The organism is Cellulophaga lytica DSM 7489, from assembly GCF_000190595.1.
Lineage (GTDB): Bacteria > Bacteroidota > Bacteroidia > Flavobacteriales > Flavobacteriaceae > Cellulophaga > Cellulophaga lytica.
Map to the genome: position 1 here is coordinate 3014659 of NC_015167.1, position 17729 is coordinate 3032387.

The window sequence follows — 17729 nt, forward strand, 5'->3', positions numbered from 1 at the left end:
GTGTTCATACAAAAAGTAATATTGTAGTTTTATCTTATTAAATTTTAAATATAATTTTATTTAAAAATAGCTATGCAAAATTTTGCTGTTTTATTAACATGCTTTAACAGAAAAGAAAAGTCTTTAGCAGCTTTAGAGTCTCTTTATAAAGCCAAAGAAGTATTAAATAAAGACGTGGTTATGTCTGTGTATTTAACAGATGATGGGTCAACAGATGGTACTTCAGAAGCAGTAAAAAAACAATTTCCTGCAGTTAAATTACTTAAAGGAAGTGGTGATTTATATTGGGCTGGTGGTATGAGAAATTCATGGTCAGCAGCATTAAAAAATAATTATGACGCCTATTTATTACTGAATGATGATACTAAACCGTATTCTAATTTTTTAGTTGATTTGTTTGAAACTCATAATTATTGTATTCAAGAATATGGTAAAGGAGGGGTGTATATTGGTGCAACATTAGATGAAGATACTAATGAGATGACTTATGGAGGCAGTGTATTTACTAATAAATTTAAAGGGAACTATAAAAAATTAATCCCTAATGGAGAATTTCCCCAAGCCTGCGAACTTGGTAATGCTAATATATTGCTTGCAAGTAAGGATGCTGTAGAGAAAATAGGAGGTCTTTCTGATGGTTATGTACACGGGCTTGCAGATTTTGATTACACTTTAAAGGCTAAAAAAAATAATATTCCTGTATTGTTAGCAGCCAATTACTTAGGTACTTGCACAAATGACCATATAGATAAATACGCCAAGTTTGTAACCTTACCTTTAAGTGAGCGGTTAAAAATGCTATATAACCCTATAGGCTTTGATTTTAAATCGCATTTGGTGTATATGAAAAATCATTTTTTATACCGTTTACCACTTGTGTTTATTATGGGGTATTTTAAGGTAGTTTTCCCGAAAATTTACAAAAATAAAATATTAAGAAAATAGTTAATTTATTCTACTTATAGATATTAGTAAAACACATAGACCATTTAGATAGATGAAGAAAAAAAACCTTATAATTTTTGGTACCAGACCAGAAGCAATAAAAATGGCTCCACTGGTTAAAGAGTTTCAAAAATCAGAATTATTTGAAACAAAAGTTTGTGTTACAGCCCAACACAGAGAAATGCTAGACCAAGTGTTAGATTTTTTTGAAATTACACCTGATTATGATTTAAACTTAATGAAACCAGGGCAGAATTTATATGGTTTAACAGCTTCAATTATTACTGGTTTACAGCCAGTTTTAGAATCTTATAATCCAGATTTTGTTTACGTGCACGGAGATACCACAACTACTATGGGCTCTAGTATAGCTGCTTTTTATGCTGGTGCTAAAGTATGTCATGTAGAGGCTGGATTACGTACTTTTAACAAATATGCACCCTTTCCAGAAGAAATTAATAGAACTGTTACAGGTAGAATTGCAGATTATCATTTTGCTCCAACTCAAAATTCTTTCAATAATTTAGTTAAGGAAAATACTCATAAAGATAGTATTTTGGTTACAGGTAATACTGTAATTGATGCTTTATTAGAGAGTGTATCTAAGGTAGATACTATTGTAGATGAAGAAATTGAGAGCCTAAAAAAGACTATAGATTTTTCTAAAGAAATAATATTGGTAACGGGCCATAGAAGAGAAAATCATGGACAAGGGTTTATTAATATTTGTGAAGCATTAAAAGAGATAGCTTCAAAAAATGAAGATGTACAGATAATATATCCGGTTCATTTAAATCCTAAAGTACAGGAGCCTGTTAAAAGAATTTTAAGTGGTTTATCAAATGTACATTTAATTGATCCGCTTGCTTACCCAGCATTTGTTTGGTTAATGAATAAATCTAAATTAATTATTACAGATAGTGGAGGAGTGCAGGAAGAAGCTCCAAGTTTAGGTAAGCCAGTTTTGGTTATGAGAGATACTACTGAAAGACCAGAAGCTGTAGATGCAGGAACTGTAATATTAGTAGGTACTAATAAAGATAAAATTGTTTTTGAGGCGCAAAACTTGTTAGAGAATACCTCAAAATATAATGAAATGAGTAAGCTTCACAATCCTTATGGTGATGGAGAAGCTTGTAAAAGAATTGTAGAATTTATAGGAAATTTAAAATAATGCAGAATCCAGAAGTAGTAATGATTGGTTTAGGTTATATTGGCCTTCCAACAGCAGCATTAATTGCCCAAGGTGGAGCATATGTTTATGGAGTAGACATTAACCAGTCTGTAGTAGATACAATTAATAGAGGTGAAATACACATTGTTGAACCAGATTTAGGGCAAGCAGTAAAAGAAGCCGTTTCTAAAGGTTTTTTAAAGGCAGATATTAAACCAGTTGGTGCTAATACATATATTGTAGTGGTTCCAACACCTTTTAAAGATAAAAATGAGCCAGACATTTCATTTGTACAAGCGGCAACATCAGCTATTTTAAATTTATTAAAAGAAGATGATTTATATATAATAGAATCCACATCACCTGTAGGAACTACAGAAAAAATGATGAATTTTATATATGAAAAAAGACCAGAATTAAAAGGGAAGTTAAATATAGCATATTGTCCAGAAAGAGTATTGCCAGGCAATGTTATGCATGAATTGGTTTTTAATGACCGAGTTATTGGTGGTATAGATGAAAAGTCTACACAAAGGGCGCTAGATTTTTATTCTAAATATGTAAAAGGTGAGTTACATAAAACAAATGCACGTACTGCAGAAATGTGTAAGTTAGTAGAAAACTCATCAAGAGACGTACAAATTGCTTTCGCAAATGAACTCTCATTAATTTGTGATAAGGCAGATATTAACGTTTGGGAGCTTATTAATTTAGCAAACAAACATCCAAGAGTAAATATTTTGCAGCCTGGTTGTGGTGTTGGTGGTCACTGTATTGCAGTAGACCCATATTTTATAGTGTCAGATTATCCAATGGAATCTAAAATTATTGGTACTGCTAGGGAGGTAAACAATTACAAGTCATTTTGGTGTGCAGAAAAAGTACAAAATACAAAGCTTAAATTTGAATTAGACTTTGGAAGAAAGCCTAAAATAGCCTTAATGGGACTAGCTTTTAAACCAAATATTGATGATTTAAGAGAATCTCCTGCCAAGTATATTGCACAACGTGTACTACAAAATGCTAATAATGAGGAGTACTATATTGTAGAGCCAAATATACAAGAACATAATGTGTTTAAATTAACAAATTATACAGAGGCTTATCAAAAGGCAGATATTATAGTTTACTTGGTAAATCACAAAGAATTTTCAACCTTACCTCAAAGTAATGAGAAAATTATTCTTGATTTTGCTGGTGTTAATAAGTAATAAAGTCATATGCAAAAAGTATTAATAATATATAACAGAATTTGGCCATATAGAATACCTATTTTCAATCTTTTGAGTAAGGAATATGACTTAACGGTTTCTTATTCAATAGACAACTCTTTTGATGAAGATGTAGATTTTAAAGTAGTCAAATTTCCTGGGAAAAAATTTTTATCTAGGTTTTATATTCATAATGATTCTCTACATAAAATTTGCGAAAACTATGATGTAGTAATTGGTTATGGTGATATTGGATGGCTAAGTCTTGTTAAATTGTTATTTATTAAAAATAAATCCTATAAATTAATACTTTGGGGAATAGGAGTAAGGGCATCGTACAAATCTAGTTATGGAGAAAAGAGTATTTGGGATAAAGTAAGGTTCTTTTTGATGAAAAAAACGGATGCAGTATTATTTTATTCAAAAGACCCTATTCCTTTATATGTCAAGGAGGGTTTTAAAAAAGATAAGTTACACGTAGCAAACAATACAGTTTATGTTGATGAAATAGATGAGTCAATAAAAAGAGAAAACTTACTTTTTATTGGCACTTTATATAAGCAGAAGAAAATTTATGAACTTCTTGATAGTTATCACATTGCATATAAAAAAAATAAAGCGCTTCCTAACCTTGAAATTATTGGAGGAGGAGATGAGTTTGATAACATAACTAATTGGATAAAAAAAGAGAATTTATCTCATAAGGTTTTTTTAAGAGGAAAAATATTTGATGAGGGAATCTTAAAAAAATACTTTAGTTCAGCAATAGCTTGTATCTCTCCAGGTCAAGCAGGGTTGTCTGTTTTGAAAAGTATGGGTTATGGAGTTCCTTATATATCAAAGAAAAACGCGATTACTGGAGGAGAGATATTTAATATAGAGAATGGTGTTTCTGGTCTTTTATATGAAAATGATGATGAGCTTCAGTCTATCATTTTAGATATATCTGAAAACCCAGATAAATATATTGAAATGGGAAAAAAAGCTAAATCTTTTTATGATCAACATCGTAAGCCAGAAGATATGGCTAAAGGTATTTCTAATTCTATTAAATGGGTTTTAAATAATGAATAAATTCTCAGTACGATTTTTATACAGGAAATTAAAGATGATATGGTTTAGAGGTCTTTATGATCTTAAAAATGTAGATTCGACTTTTTATTTGGGAGGAAAAGGATCAATATCAAGTGATTTAATTGCTGATAAATTCTCATATGTTGGTAAAAATAGTGTATTACCTCCTAAAGTTAAAATAGGCAAATACTCTATGTTAGCACCTAACGTAAGTATATTGGGGGGTGATCATATTTTTAATAACCCTGAAAGACCTATTATTTTTTCAGGAAGACCACAAATGCCAAGTACAATTATTGGAGAAGACGTATGGATAGGAGCTAACGTATGTATTATGGCAGGGGTCAAAATTGGAAATGGTTGTATTATTGCTGCTGGATCAATATTAACGAAAGACACTGAGCCCTATTCAATATACGCAGGTAATCCTGCTAAGTTTTTAAAAATGCGTTTTAATGAGCAAGAAATTTCTTTGCACAAGAAAATGTTGAAAAAACAAAGCGTAGATATAAATTATACTAAAAATAAAAAATAGTAATATGTTTAAAGGAAAAACATTATTAATAACAGGAGGTACTGGTTCTTTTGGAAACGCAGTATTAAATCGTTTTTTAGAAACAGATATTAAAGAAATTCGCATTTTTTCTAGAGATGAAAAAAAGCAGGATGATATGCGTAATACATTAAAGAACGAAAAAGTTAAATTTTACATTGGTGATGTAAGAGATTTTGATAGTATTAATAGAGCTATGAAAGGTGTAGATTATGTTTTTCATGCTGCAGCTTTAAAACAAGTACCTTCATGCGAGTTTTTTCCATTGGAAGCTACTAAAACTAACGTTTTTGGTACACAAAACGCCATAGATGCTGCTGTTGCTAATAATGTAAAACGTATTATTTGTTTAAGTACAGACAAAGCTGCTTACCCAATTAATGCTATGGGTATTAGTAAAGCTTTAATGGAGAAAGTAGCTGTTGCAGCTTCTAGAAATATACCAGATAATAACACAATTGTTTGTTTAACAAGGTATGGTAATGTAATGGCCTCTAGAGGTTCTGTAATACCATTATTTGTGAATCAAATAAAGGAAAAGCAACCACTTACAGTTACAGACCCTAATATGACTCGTTTTTTAATGTCTCTAGAGGATGCTGTAGACTTGGTAATTTTTGCATTTACAAATGGTAATCAAGGAGATTTGTTTGTAAATAAAGCTCCTGCTAGTACAATTGGTGATTTGGCTAATGCAATGAAAGAGATTTACAATGTAGATAATGAGGTTAAGGTTATTGGAACCAGACATGGTGAAAAATTATATGAAACCTTATGTACTCGTGAAGAAATGCAAAAAGCAGAGGATATGGGAGAATTTTACAGAATCCCTGCTGATAATAGAGATTTAAACTATAGCCGTTATTTCTCTGAAGGAGAAACAGATATTAGTACTATAGAGGATTACCACTCTCATAATACTACAAGGTTAACTAACGAAGAACTTAAAAATACCTTATTAAATTTAGACTATATTAAGGATAATCTGTAAATGATTGCACATAATATTATAAAAGGTAATTCTCATATAGATGAGAGAGGAAAACTAAATTTCTTTAATGATTTTAATCTTAAAGAAGTTGTTAGAATGTATGAAATTTCTCCTTCATCTATAAAAAATGTAAGAGGTTGGCAGGGGCATGGTAAAGAACACAAGTGGTTCTATTGCTCTGCAGGTTCTTTTACAGTTTATTTAGCGCCATTACCATATTTTTATAATGACTCTGAAAAAGAACATCACGTAAAAGAATTTAATTTAAGTTCTAATTCTCCATCTGTATTACATATAACTGGTGGTTATGCAACTGCTTTTAAAGCAAAAGAAGAGAATTCTAGATTGTTAGTATTTTCTAATTTTTCTGTAGAAGAATCTGTTGCTGATGATTTTAGATTTTCTTTAAATGAATGGCCTATAAATAATAATTTAAAAACACTACCATGATAAAAATAGGAATTACTGGTCAGGCTGGCTTTGTTGGAAACCACCTGTACAATACTTTATCTCTTGATGAAGGTGTAACGCTAATACCTTTTGAAAGAGCTTTTTTTTCTAAACAAGACAAATTAGAGGATTTTGTAGCATCATGTGATGTAATTGTTCATTTAGCAGCAATGAACAGGCATGAAGATGCCAATGTTATATACAATACAAATACTGCTTTAGTAGATAGCTTACTTACAGCTTGTAAAAATAAAAATGTAACTCCTCATATTTTATTTTCTTCTTCTTCGCAAGAAACAAAAGACAACCTTTATGGTAAATCTAAGAAAGAAGGGAAGGGTAAGTTTATAGCGTGGGCCAATAGTACTAAAAGTAAATTTACTTCTTTAACCATACCAAATGTTTTTGGTCCTTTTGGAAAACCAAATTACAATTCTTTTGTAGCTACATTTTGTTATAAAGTTGCACATGGGGAAGAACCTACAATTATTAATGATAGTGATGTAAACTTAATTTATATCAATGAATTAGTTGCTGTTATAATTAAGGCTATAACTGGTAAAGCAGAAAACACTATAAATATTAGTGAAAATGCTTCTGAAGTTAATATTGTTGCACCGCATACCAAAAAGGTTTCGGAAATACTTAATTTACTTAAACAGTATAAAAGAGACTATATGGAAAATGGTATTTTTCCTAGTTTAGAAGATACCTTTGAAAAAGCATTGTTTAATACATTTCGCTGTTACGTTCCTGTAGATCATTACCCTGTAAAATATACAAAACATACTGACCCAAGAGGTAGTTTTGTAGAGATTGCTAGAACTCAAACCAGTGGACAATTTTCATTTTCTACTACTGTTCCTGGTATAACCAGAGGAAACCACTTTCATACCAGAAAAGCAGAGCGTTTTGCTGTAATTAGTGGAAAAGCACTTATACAATTACGTAAAATTGGCACAGATGAAGTGATAGATTATTACCTAGATGGTAAAGAGCCTGCTTACGTAGATATGCCTATATGGTATACGCACAATATAAAAAATATAGGAGAGGATGAATTAATTACATTATTTTGGATTAATGAACCTTACAACCCTGAAGATGCAGACACATATTTTGTAAACGTATAATAGTATCTAATTAAAATTTAAAAAATTGAAAAAGCTAAAAGTACTTACTGTAGTAGGAACCAGACCAGAAATAATAAGATTAGCATGTGTTTTAAATGCATTAGATGCTAACCAAGCCATAGATCATGTACTTGTGCATACAGGACAAAACTATGACTATGAATTAAATGAAATATTTTTTGATGATTTAGGAATTAGAAAACCAGATCATTTTTTAAACGCTGCAGGTAAAAATGCAACAGAAACAGTAGGGAATATTTTAATAAAAATAGACCCAGTTTTAGAAGAGGTTAATCCAGATGCATTTTTAGTTTTAGGAGATACCAATTCTTGTTTATGTGCAATACCTGCTAAAAAAAGAAAAATACCAGTATTTCATATGGAAGCTGGTAATAGGTGTTTTGATCAGCGCGTGCCAGAAGAAACCAACCGTAAAATAGTAGACCACGTAGCAGATGTTAATTTAACATATAGTGATATTGCTAGAGAGTACTTATTAAAAGAAGGTTTACCTGCAGACAGAATAATAAAAACAGGTAGTCCAATGTTTGAGGTTTTAGATCAATTTAGATCAAAAATTGAAGCTTCAAATGTATTAGAAAAGTTAAGTTTAGAGAAACAAAAATATTTTGTAGTTTCTTCTCATAGAGAAGAAAACATTAGTAACCCTAAAAATTTTGAAGGTTTAATTACTTCTTTGAACCTAATAGCAGAAAAATATGACTATCCTATTATTGTATCTACACACCCTAGGACAAGAAATATGTTAGATGCAAAAAAAATGGAAACTCATAAAAATATTCAGTTCTTAAAACCGTTGGGTTTTTCAGACTATAACGCATTACAATACAACTCATTTGCTGTTTTATCTGATAGTGGAACGATATCTGAAGAGTCTTCTATATTAAATTTTAATGCTTTAAATATAAGAGAAGCTCATGAAAGACCAGAAGCTATGGAAGAAGCTTCAGTAATGATGGTAGGCTTAAACCCAGAGCGTATTTTACAAGGGTTGGAAGCACTAGAGGTTCAGAAAAGAAATCCTGAACGTAATTTTAGACAAGTGGCAGATTATTCTATGCCAAACGTTAGTGAAAAGGTAGTGCGTATAATTATATCTTACGTAGATTATATTAACAGAGTAGTTTGGCGTAAATAAGCAAAAATGAAGAAAATTATTTTTCTAGCACTTGGTTTTCCAGATGCATCAAAATCTACAAATATTTACACAGATCTTATTTATGAATTTCATAAAAACGGTCATGAGGTGTTAGTGTTGGCCCCAGCAGTTAATAAAGAAGATATAGGTTTAAGAAAAGAGGCAGGAGTAAGTGTTTTAAGAGTAAAAACTTTACCCCTTTTTAATGTTGGAGCAATAAAGAAAGGTATTGCTAACTTGTTGTTAGCCAGGCAATATAAAAAAGCACTTTTAAATAATAATATAGAATTAGATTTTGATCTTATTTTGATGCCAACCCCACCCATAACTTTAACTTCAGTAGCAGCATGGTTAAAGAGTAAGACTGGCGGCAAACTGTATTTAATATTAAGAGATATTTTTCCTCAAAATGCTGTTGATTTAAGAATGATGAAGGATAAAGGTCTTTTACATAATTATTTTAGAAAAAAAGAAGAAGCACTTTATACTGTTTCTGACGCTATTGGGTGTATGTCTCCTGCAAATGTAAATTATGTAAAGGAACATAATCCAAATATGGATTTCTCAAAACTTCATTTATTACCTAATTGGGAAAATTTACCAGTATATAAGGAAGAAATTCAATTGGATTCATTGGTAAATAAATATGGTTTAAAAGATAAGTTTATTTTAATTTTTGGAGGTAACATAGGAAAACCACAAAAATTAGAGAATATAGTAAACTTAGCAAAGAACTGTTTAGATTACCCAGAAATAGTCTTTTTTATTATAGGGACAGGAACTGAAAAAGAGCGAATATTTAATATGGCTAAAGAACTAAAGTTACCAAATGTAATTTTAGAAAATAAATTACCTAAAGCAGATTATAATAATTTATTACGAATAGCAGATGTTGGATTAATATCCTTAAGTGAGGATTTTACAATTCCGAATTTTCCATCTAAAGTATTATCTTATTATGGTAATAAAATTCCAGTTTTGGCTTCAGTTGATCTACAAACTGATTTTGGAACTATCTTAGAAGAAATAAATTCTGGATTATGGGCTGAGGCAGGAAAAACGGGAGAGCTTAAAGATAAATTATTGTTGCTATATAACAATCCTGATTTAAGAAGGACTATGGGGCAACATGGTTATGATTATATGAAAAATAATTTGTTGCCTGATAATGCTTACAATACAATATTAGAAAAGACTATAAGTTAAAAACTTATAGTCTTTTATTTACATTCTTTTTTAATTGACCTTTTACATCGTAAATTATACCATCCTTATTTTTAAGTTTTTCTATGTCTAAAGTTAAAAATTCCTTGTGAGCTACAGTTAGCACTATAGCATCATAAGTTTTGTTAGGTATTTCTTGTGTTGTGTTAAGATTGTATTCTTTTAGAACTTCTTCAGGTGATGCCCAAGGGTCGTAAATGTCTAAATTAGCATTATAAGATGTTAAATTTCTTATGACATCAACAACTTTTGTATTACGTACATCTGGACAGTTTTCTTTAAAAGTAACTCCAAGAATTAATATGTTGGCTCCTTTTATTTTAATGTCATTCTGAATCATAAGTTTTACAATTTCAGAAGCAATGTAATTACCCATACCATCATTTAGGCGTCGTCCGGCTAATATTATTTCTGGATGATAGCCATATTCTTGAGCCTTTTGAGCTAAGTAGTATGGATCTACACCAATACAATGACCACCAACTAAACCAGGTTTAAAGGGTAGAAAATTCCATTTAGTTCCAGCAGCTTTCAGTACATCATTTGTGTCAATATTCATTAAATTGAAGATTTTAGCTAACTCATTAACAAAGGCAATATTAATATCACGTTGAGAGTTCTCTATTACCTTAGCTGCTTCAGCAACTTTAATGGTTGGTGCTAAATGTGTACCAGCTGTAATAACAGATTTGTATAGGTTATCTATTTTTTTTCCAGCATCAGGAGTAGAACCAGATGTAACTTTTAATATTTTATCTACAGTATGTTCTTTATCTCCAGGATTTATTCGCTCTGGAGAATAGCCTACAAAGAAGTCTACATTAAATTTTAAACCACTAAACTTTTCTAAAATAGGTACACATTCATCTTCTGTTACCCCAGGGTATACCGTAGACTCATAAATTACCGTGTCTCCCTTTTTTAAAACTTTACCTACTGTTTCACTGGATTTATATAAGGGTGTTAATATAGGTCTATTGTTTTTGTCTACAGGAGTAGGAACTGTTACTATATAGTAATTACAGTCTTCAATATCTTTTTTATTATCACTACAAAATAAACCTGTTTTCATATTAATATTCTCTGAGAGCACTTTTTTTAAAGTAGAATTATCAACTTCTAAAGTGCTATCAACTCCAGATTTTAACTCTGCAACTCTAGTTTTATTAATATCAAAACCAATTACTGGATACTTTACAGCAAATAAACGGGCTAGAGGTAAACCTACATAACCTAGACCTATGATTGCAATTTTTTGCATAATTATTTTTCGTAATTAAATTGTCTTTTTTCCTATTTGGTAATATTCAAACCCTCTACCCTTCATTAGTTCATCATTGTATTGATTTCTACCATCAAAAATTATAGGCTCTTTTAGTTGTAGTTTTAATTCTTCAAAATCTGGAGATCTAAACTCTTTCCACTCTGTCAAAAGAATCATAGCATCAGAGTTTTTTAGAGTCTCATATTTAGAGCTAAAATATTCTATGTTTTTCACATCTTTAAGGTAAAAGTGTTTAGCTTCATCCATTGCTTTTGGATCATATGCATGAATTTTTGCTCCCATTTCCGTAAGTTTTTTTATAATATAAATAGCTGGTGCTTCTCGCATATCATCGGTTCCAGGTTTAAAAGATAAACCCCATATAGCAAATGTTTTTCCCTTTAAATCTGTACCGTATTTTTCAATTATTTTGTTAGCAATAACAAGTTTTTGTTTGTCATTTACTTCTTCAACAGCTTCAATTAACTTTGGTGAATATCCATGTTCTTGAGCTGTTCTCTGTAAAGCTTTTACATCTTTAGGGAAGCAAGATCCTCCATAACCGCTTCCAGGATAAATAAAGCTATAACCTATTCTACTATCAGACCCAATTCCTATTCTTACTTTATTAACATCTGCACCTATTATTTCGCAAATATTAGCTATCTCATTCATAAAAGATATTTTTGTAGCAAGCATAGCGTTAGCAACATACTTGGTCATTTCAGCAGACCTTACATCCATAGCAATAACTCTATCTGTAGTTACTCGGAAAAAAGGCTTATATAACTGACGCATTATTTTTGTTGCTTCTTCTGAATTTGATCCTATAACAACTCTATCGGGTTTCATAAAATCACTTATAGCGTCTCCTTCTTTTAAAAACTCTGGGTTAGAAACTACATCAAAACTTAAGTCAATATTTCTGTTATCTAATTCTTTTTGTATTGTAGCTTTTACCTTGTCTGCAGTGCCTACAGGAACGGTAGATTTGTCTACTACAATTAAAGAACTTGTCATATATTCACCAATTTCTTTGGCTACTTGTAAAACATATTTTAAATCTGCAGAACCATCTTGCCCCATTGGTGTGCCTACGGCAATAAATGCTATATCACATTTTTTTAAACTATCTTTTAGGTCGGTGCTAAAGTGTAGTGTTTTGTTTTTAATATTTTGTTTTACAATGGATTCCAACCCTGGTTCATATATTGGTATAATACCATTTTTTAAACCTTCAATTTTTTTTGAGTCAATATCAATACAGGTAACATTGTTACCCATTTCTGCGAAACATGTTCCGCTAACTAAACCAACGTACCCAGTTCCTATAATTGTTAAATTCATTTTACTATTTTAAATTATTCCAATACCAAGTTACAGCTTCTTTTAATCCTTTTTTTATGTCAAATTGTGGATTGTAACCTAATAGATTTTTTGCTTTTTCTATTGACGCTAAAGAGTGTGGTACATCTCCTTGTCTTGTTGCGCCATATTCAATTTTTATGTCCTTAATTTTTGGATCAAACTCACTTAAGTTATCTCTTAATAAGTTAACTAACTCATTTAAATTTGTTCGTTCTCCATAAGCTACATTGTATATTGTATTAAGGGCTTTTTTATTATTTGTTGTTAGTGCTCTAACGTTCATTTCAATTACATTATCTATATACGTAAAATCTCTAGAAAAAGATCCATCTCCATTTATGGTTGGAGATTTATGAGACATAAATTGCATTACAAATTTTGGAATTACTGCCGCATAAGCCCCGTTTGGATCTTGTTTTCTTCCAAAAACATTGAAGTAACGCAAGCCTATAGTTTCCATACCATAAGTTTTTGAAAATACATCTGCATATAATTCATTAACATATTTAGTAATTGCATAGGGAGATAAAGGTTTACCTATTACATTTTCTATTTTAGGTAAATCTGTAGAATCTCCATAAGTAGATGAGCTGGCAGCAAAAACAAATCTTTTTACTTTTGCATCACGGGCTGCAACTAACATATTTAAAAAGCCAGATACGTTTACATCATTACTAGTTATAGGATCATTTATGGATCTTGGAACAGAACCAAGGGCTGCTTGATGTAATATAAAATCTACACTTTTACAAGCTACTTTACAATCATTTATATTACGAATATCACCGGTTATTAAACTAAAATTTTTATGCTTTAGTAGGTGAGATATGTTTTCTTTTTTTCCTGTAGCAAAATTATCTAGACAGGTTACTCTGTTACCGTTAGCTAATAATGACTCACAGATGTTTGAGCCAATAAAACCAGCGCCTCCAGTGACTAATATATGTAAGTTAGAATCTAAATTTAATGATTTTATGTTCATTTGATTTTTTGAAGAATGAATAAATGGTTAAAGAATACGAAGAAACTATTTTTTTGTTTAAAAAATGATATTTTCCGATGAATTGTTAAATTATACTGTTGTCTTCGTAACAGAAACTACTAATTTTAAAATTGAAAAATATTGGTTTTTTTATTAATTTATTTTATTGAAGATTATGATACTTTTTCTAATGCCTCAAATAAGTATTTAATCGATTTAAATACATGTTTACCGAATTAATACTATAGTTATGCAATGTTGAGTAAAATTGCAATAAATTTGATTTTGATGTTTAGTTTTTAAATTACATTAATACTAGCTAATAAACACTATGCCAGAACAAAGTAAAATATGGTTGTCTTCTCCTCATATGGGAGGAAAAGAGCAAGAATTTGTAAAAGAAGCTTTTGATACCAATTGGATAGCTCCACTTGGACCTAACGTAACATTTTTTGAAAATGCTATTTCTAGTTATGTTAATCAAGATGTTTATGTAGCTGCTTTAAGCTCTGGTACTGGAGCCATTCATTTGGCATTAGAAATATTAGGTGTTACTACTGGTGATAATGTAATTTGTCAAACTTTTACTTTTTCTGGTTCTGCAAATCCTATTAAGTATTTGGGAGCTAACCCTGTTTTTGTAGATAGTGAAAAGGATACGTGGAATATTTCTCCTGCTTTACTTGAAAAGGCCATTAAAGATGGTATTGAGAAGGGAAAGAAACCAAAAGCTATAATTGCTGTTCATTTATATGGAATGCCTTACAAGGTAAAAGAAATCAAAGAAGTAGCAGATAAGTATATGGTACCTGTAATAGAAGATAGTGCAGAGGCTCTTGGAAGTTCTGTAAATGATATTAAATGTGGAGGTTTTGGTACAATTGGAATTTTTTCTTTTAATGGGAATAAAATTATAACAACCTCAGGAGGTGGAGCATTAGTAGCACATTCAGAGGAAATTAAAAGTAAGGTAATTTTTTTGGCAACTCAGGCTAGAGAAGATGCGCCGCATTACCAGCATAATGTAGTGGGATACAATTATAGAATGAGTAATGTATTAGCTGGAATTGGTCGTGGACAAATGTTAGTTTTGGACGATAGAGTAGCAGCTAGAAGAGCTAATTATCAATTTTATTATGATAATTTAAATTCAATAGAAGAAATCGAATTTTTAAATGAACCAAATGGTTTTTACTCAAACAGGTGGTTAAGTTGTATTTTAACACCTTCGTTTGAAGTTAGAGAGAAAATTAGATTAGCTTTATTGGAAGAAAATATAGAATCTCGTCCATTATGGAAACCTATGCATTTACAACCTGTTTTTTCAGATTGTGAAAGTTTTATGGATGGGACTTCAGAAAACCTTTTTCAAAGAGGACTTTGTTTACCTAGCGGGTCTAATTTAGAGAAAAAGGATTTACATCGAGTAGTAGATAAAATTAAGTCTCAGTTTTTATGATTAAGAATTACTTAAATAATAATGTTACTAGATATGCCTCAAAATGGCTAGTTCTAGCAATTGATATTGTAATTATGGTAGTTGCTTTTATTCTATCATATTTAATAAGATATAACTTAACATTAGAATTTGATGTGGCTCAGTTGCCATATCAAATTCCGATTGTAGCAGTGGTTGCAGCATTAGCTTTTTTAATTACAGGATCTTATAAGGGGGTTGTTAGACATACAGGTGTTAAGGATGTCTATAATATTTTTAATGCAATATGTTTATCTAGTATACTAATGATTTTAATGGTTTTGGCAAACAAAAAACTAGATTTGTTTAGCTGGACAACCATACCATTACAAATTATTATAGTACACAGTTTAATTGCTTTTTTAGCATTATCTGCATCTAGATACCTTTTTAAGTCTTTATACAATAGTATTGTAAATAAGAGCTTGCACAACACAAAAAGAGTTTTAATATATGGAGCTGGTGAATCTGGTATTATTACGCACAGTGCTATTACAAACCACTCTAAATCTAATGTTAAGGTTGTAGGTTATGTAGATAATAATAGTAAAAAGGTTGGTAAAAGTATAAACGGAGTTAATGTTTATGCTAAAGATGATTTAAACGAAGAATTTTTAGTAAATAATGGTATTTCTGAAGTTATTTTTTCAATTCAGAATATTAATCCAACTGCACTTAGGGAGCTTGTAGAAAGTATGGTTGACTTTCCTGTAAAAGTTAAAATTGTACCACCTGTAGAAGATTGGATAAACGGTGAACTTAAATTCTCACAAATAAAGCAAGTTCAAATTGAAGATTTACTAGATAGAGCACCAATTAACATTGAAAACTCTAAAATATCTGGTGAATTAAAAGACAAAGTGGTAGTTGTAACCGGAGGGGCTGGATCTATAGGGAGTGAGTTAGTAAGGCAAATATGTAAATACAATTACAAATCATTAATAGTTATAGACCAGGCAGAGTCTGCACTTTATGATTTACAGCAAGAATTAAAACAAAATGGATATCATAATTTTTTTCCAATAGTAGGTGATATTAGGGATAAAAACAGGTTGAATTATCTTTTTAATGAGTATAAGCCTAATATTGTGTTTCATGCTGCTGCTTATAAACATGTTCCTTTAATGGAGTATAATTCTTATGAAGCTATAAAAATTAATGTTGCAGGAACCAAAGTTCTTGCAGATTTATCTATACAGCACAATGTTGATAAGTTTGTGTTTGTTTCTACAGATAAGGCTGTTAACCCTACAAATGTTATGGGTGGTACTAAACGTATAGCAGAGATGTATATTAGTTGTATGCAGCAAGAAAACAAAACAAAGTTTATTACTACAAGGTTTGGAAATGTTTTGGGGTCTAACGGTTCTGTAATTCCACTATTTAAAAAACAAATTGATAAAGGAGGGCCTTTAACAGTAACTCATAAAGATGTGACTCGTTTTTTTATGACAATTCCAGAAGCGTCTCAATTAGTTTTAGAGGCTGGAGCAATGGGAGAAGGAGGAGAGATTTTTATATTTGATATGGGGAAATCTGTTAAGATATTTGATCTTGCTAAAAATATGATTAAACTTTGTGGTTTAAAATATCCTGAAGAAATGGATATTAAAATCACAGGTTTAAGACCAGGAGAAAAGTTATATGAGGAGCTTTTAGCTAATGGAGAAAATACAATGCCTACATATCATAAAAAAATTATGATTAGCAAAGTAAGAGAGTTAGATTATGTTAAAACTCGCTCATTGATAGATGAGTTGTGTGTAAATAATATGTTTTTTAAATCTAATACCATAAGCTTAATGAAGGATATTGTTCCTGAATTTATTTCTAGTAATTCAGATTTATGCAAAATAGATATTGAAAAACAAAAAGAGGAAGAAAAAAATATACTAACAAACATTAACTAAGTACAATTATGAAAATCACTAGGCTTATACCAACAAAAATAGTTGCAATTTTTATTGTGATGATGACAATATCATGTGCATCAAAAAAAGACATTGTTTATTTTCAGGATGCATTAAATTACGAAACTATTGTAAACGAAGATGTTTTTGTTACTAAATTTAAGGTAGATGATTTAATTGGTATTTTTGTCTCAGGAAAAACACCAGAGGCAGGAAGACCATTCAATTTATACAGAGGAGCTCAAGAAGGGGGAATAGCAGCAGAACAGGTAGATTATTTGGTAGATTTAGATGGAATGATTGATTTTCCAATCTTAGGAAGAATAAAAGTTGCAGGTTTATCTCCTAATGAATTAAGAAATGAATTAAGAGAAAAGTTAACGGTATACATTAAGGATCCTATAATCAACATACGCTTAAAAAACTTTGAAGTAACAATTAACGGAGAGGTTAATAGACCAGGTACATATAAAGTTAATGGAGAACGTATTAATATAATGGAGGCTCTTGGTTTAGCAGGAGATTTAAAAATTAAAGGACGTAGAGATAATATTTTAGTAATGCGTGATTTTAATGGTGTACGTAATTATATGAGAATTGACTTAACGTCTAAAAATGCGGTTAATTCACCTGCGTATTATTTAACTCAGAATGATGTAGTTTATGTAGAGCCAAATAAATCAGCAATAAATTCTTCTAATCAGGATAGTAGAGCAGGAATTATTGTATCTATAGCGTCTGTTTTAATAACATCTACTGTTTTATTAATAACACGTAATTAAAATTATTGTAGCTTAATGGAGAACAACTTTAA

16 protein-coding genes are annotated in these 17729 nt (G+C 30.5%); 13 read left to right on the forward strand and 3 right to left on the reverse strand.

Features of this window, described 5'->3' with window-relative positions; genetic code table 11:
• Positions 1-72 precede the first annotated feature (72 nt).
• Genes CELLY_RS13230 through CELLY_RS13275 form a run of 10 tightly spaced genes read left to right on the forward strand, consistent with a single transcriptional unit; the run spans position 73 to position 9896 of the window.
• Positions 73-945, forward strand: a complete 873-nt coding sequence (locus CELLY_RS13230) for a glycosyltransferase family 2 protein (RefSeq protein ID WP_013622188.1) — start codon at positions 73-75, stop codon at positions 943-945.
• A 52-nt stretch (positions 946-997) separates the two neighbouring features.
• Positions 998-2119, forward strand: a complete 1122-nt coding sequence (gene wecB / locus CELLY_RS13235) for a non-hydrolyzing UDP-N-acetylglucosamine 2-epimerase (RefSeq protein WP_013622189.1) — start codon at positions 998-1000, stop codon at positions 2117-2119.
• Entirely contained in the window at positions 2119-3330 is a 1212-nt protein-coding gene (gene wecC, locus CELLY_RS13240; protein WP_013622190.1) for a UDP-N-acetyl-D-mannosamine dehydrogenase, read from the forward strand. The genes wecB (CELLY_RS13235) and wecC overlap by 1 nt, the downstream gene beginning before the upstream one ends.
• Positions 3331-3339: 9 nt before the next feature.
• Entirely contained in the window at positions 3340-4404 is a 1065-nt protein-coding gene (locus CELLY_RS13245) for a glycosyltransferase (protein ID WP_013622191.1), read from the forward strand.
• A complete protein-coding gene (locus tag CELLY_RS13250; RefSeq protein WP_148228909.1) occupies positions 4397-4939 on the forward strand; it encodes a CatB-related O-acetyltransferase in 543 nt (180 codons plus the stop codon). The genes CELLY_RS13245 and CELLY_RS13250 overlap by 8 nt, the downstream gene beginning before the upstream one ends.
• Before the next feature lie 4 nt (positions 4940-4943).
• Positions 4944-5948, forward strand: a complete 1005-nt coding sequence (locus tag CELLY_RS13255) for a polysaccharide biosynthesis protein (RefSeq protein ID WP_013622193.1) — start codon at positions 4944-4946, stop codon at positions 5946-5948.
• Positions 5949-6398, forward strand: a complete 450-nt coding sequence (locus CELLY_RS13260; protein ID WP_013622194.1) for a WxcM-like domain-containing protein — start codon at positions 5949-5951, stop codon at positions 6396-6398.
• On the forward strand, positions 6395-7531 hold the full coding sequence (locus CELLY_RS13265; protein ID WP_013622195.1) for a polysaccharide biosynthesis C-terminal domain-containing protein: 1137 nt from the start codon (positions 6395-6397) through the stop codon (positions 7529-7531). The genes CELLY_RS13260 and CELLY_RS13265 overlap by 4 nt, the downstream gene beginning before the upstream one ends.
• Before the next feature lie 25 nt (positions 7532-7556).
• On the forward strand, positions 7557-8690 hold the full coding sequence (gene wecB, locus CELLY_RS13270; protein ID WP_013622196.1) for a non-hydrolyzing UDP-N-acetylglucosamine 2-epimerase: 1134 nt from the start codon (positions 7557-7559) through the stop codon (positions 8688-8690).
• Between the two features lie 6 nt (positions 8691-8696).
• Positions 8697-9896 (forward strand): glycosyltransferase family 4 protein, encoded by a 1200-nt coding sequence (locus tag CELLY_RS13275; RefSeq protein WP_013622197.1) that lies wholly within the window; start codon positions 8697-8699, stop codon positions 9894-9896.
• A 4-nt stretch (positions 9897-9900) separates the two neighbouring features.
• On the opposite strand, the gene CELLY_RS13280 is transcribed toward CELLY_RS13275, so the two are convergent.
• The 3 genes from CELLY_RS13280 to CELLY_RS13290 are packed head-to-tail and all read right to left on the reverse strand — an operon-like array spanning position 9901 to position 13528.
• On the reverse strand, positions 9901-11175 hold the full coding sequence (locus tag CELLY_RS13280; RefSeq protein ID WP_013622198.1) for a nucleotide sugar dehydrogenase: 1275 nt from the start codon (positions 11173-11175) through the stop codon (positions 9901-9903).
• A gap of 15 nt (positions 11176-11190) precedes the next feature.
• Positions 11191-12525, reverse strand: a complete 1335-nt coding sequence (locus CELLY_RS13285; RefSeq protein WP_013622199.1) for a UDP-glucose dehydrogenase family protein — start codon at positions 12523-12525, stop codon at positions 11191-11193.
• A gap of 4 nt (positions 12526-12529) precedes the next feature.
• Complete coding sequence (locus CELLY_RS13290) at positions 12530-13528, reverse strand: SDR family oxidoreductase (protein ID WP_013622200.1); 999 nt, start codon at positions 13526-13528, stop codon at positions 12530-12532.
• A gap of 331 nt (positions 13529-13859) precedes the next feature.
• On the opposite strand from CELLY_RS13290, the gene CELLY_RS13295 reads away from it, so the two are divergent.
• From CELLY_RS13295 to CELLY_RS13305, 3 genes are read left to right on the forward strand one after another with little or no spacing between them, the layout of a single operon-like run.
• Positions 13860-14987, forward strand: coding sequence for a DegT/DnrJ/EryC1/StrS family aminotransferase (locus CELLY_RS13295; protein WP_013622201.1), 1128 nt, complete (start codon positions 13860-13862; stop codon positions 14985-14987).
• Entirely contained in the window at positions 14984-16915 is a 1932-nt protein-coding gene (locus CELLY_RS13300) for a polysaccharide biosynthesis protein (protein WP_013622202.1), read from the forward strand. The genes CELLY_RS13295 and CELLY_RS13300 overlap by 4 nt, the downstream gene beginning before the upstream one ends.
• Positions 16916-16923: 8 nt before the next feature.
• Positions 16924-17697: a polysaccharide biosynthesis/export family protein gene (locus tag CELLY_RS13305; protein ID WP_013622203.1), complete on the forward strand. Its 774-nt coding sequence runs from the start codon at positions 16924-16926 to the stop codon at positions 17695-17697.
• The last annotated feature ends 32 nt before the right edge of the window (positions 17698-17729 follow it).

Excerpts from the sequence above, each read along its gene's own strand:
- CELLY_RS13230 (WP_013622188.1), top strand. The coding sequence starts at position 73 with ATGCAAAATTTTGCTGTTTTATTAACATGCTTTAACAGAAAAGAAAAG.
- wecB (WP_013622189.1), top strand. The coding sequence starts at position 998 with ATGAAGAAAAAAAACCTTATAATTTTTGGTACCAGACCAGAAGCAATA.
- wecC (WP_013622190.1), top strand. The coding sequence starts at position 2,119 with ATGCAGAATCCAGAAGTAGTAATGATTGGTTTAGGTTATATTGGCCTT.
- CELLY_RS13245 (WP_013622191.1), top strand. The coding sequence starts at position 3,340 with ATGCAAAAAGTATTAATAATATATAACAGAATTTGGCCATATAGAATA.
- CELLY_RS13250 (WP_148228909.1), top strand. The coding sequence starts at position 4,397 with ATGAATAAATTCTCAGTACGATTTTTATACAGGAAATTAAAGATGATA.
- CELLY_RS13255 (WP_013622193.1), top strand. The coding sequence starts at position 4,944 with ATGTTTAAAGGAAAAACATTATTAATAACAGGAGGTACTGGTTCTTTT.
- CELLY_RS13260 (WP_013622194.1), top strand. The coding sequence starts at position 5,949 with ATGATTGCACATAATATTATAAAAGGTAATTCTCATATAGATGAGAGA.
- CELLY_RS13265 (WP_013622195.1), top strand. The coding sequence starts at position 6,395 with ATGATAAAAATAGGAATTACTGGTCAGGCTGGCTTTGTTGGAAACCAC.
- CELLY_RS13275 (WP_013622197.1), top strand. The coding sequence starts at position 8,697 with ATGAAGAAAATTATTTTTCTAGCACTTGGTTTTCCAGATGCATCAAAA.
- CELLY_RS13280 (WP_013622198.1), bottom strand. The coding sequence starts at position 11,175 with ATGCAAAAAATTGCAATCATAGGTCTAGGTTATGTAGGTTTACCTCTA.
- CELLY_RS13285 (WP_013622199.1), bottom strand. The coding sequence starts at position 12,525 with ATGAATTTAACAATTATAGGAACTGGGTACGTTGGTTTAGTTAGCGGA.
- CELLY_RS13290 (WP_013622200.1), bottom strand. The coding sequence starts at position 13,528 with ATGAACATAAAATCATTAAATTTAGATTCTAACTTACATATATTAGTC.
- CELLY_RS13295 (WP_013622201.1), top strand. The coding sequence starts at position 13,860 with ATGCCAGAACAAAGTAAAATATGGTTGTCTTCTCCTCATATGGGAGGA.
- CELLY_RS13300 (WP_013622202.1), top strand. The coding sequence starts at position 14,984 with ATGATTAAGAATTACTTAAATAATAATGTTACTAGATATGCCTCAAAA.
- CELLY_RS13305 (WP_013622203.1), top strand. The coding sequence starts at position 16,924 with ATGAAAATCACTAGGCTTATACCAACAAAAATAGTTGCAATTTTTATT.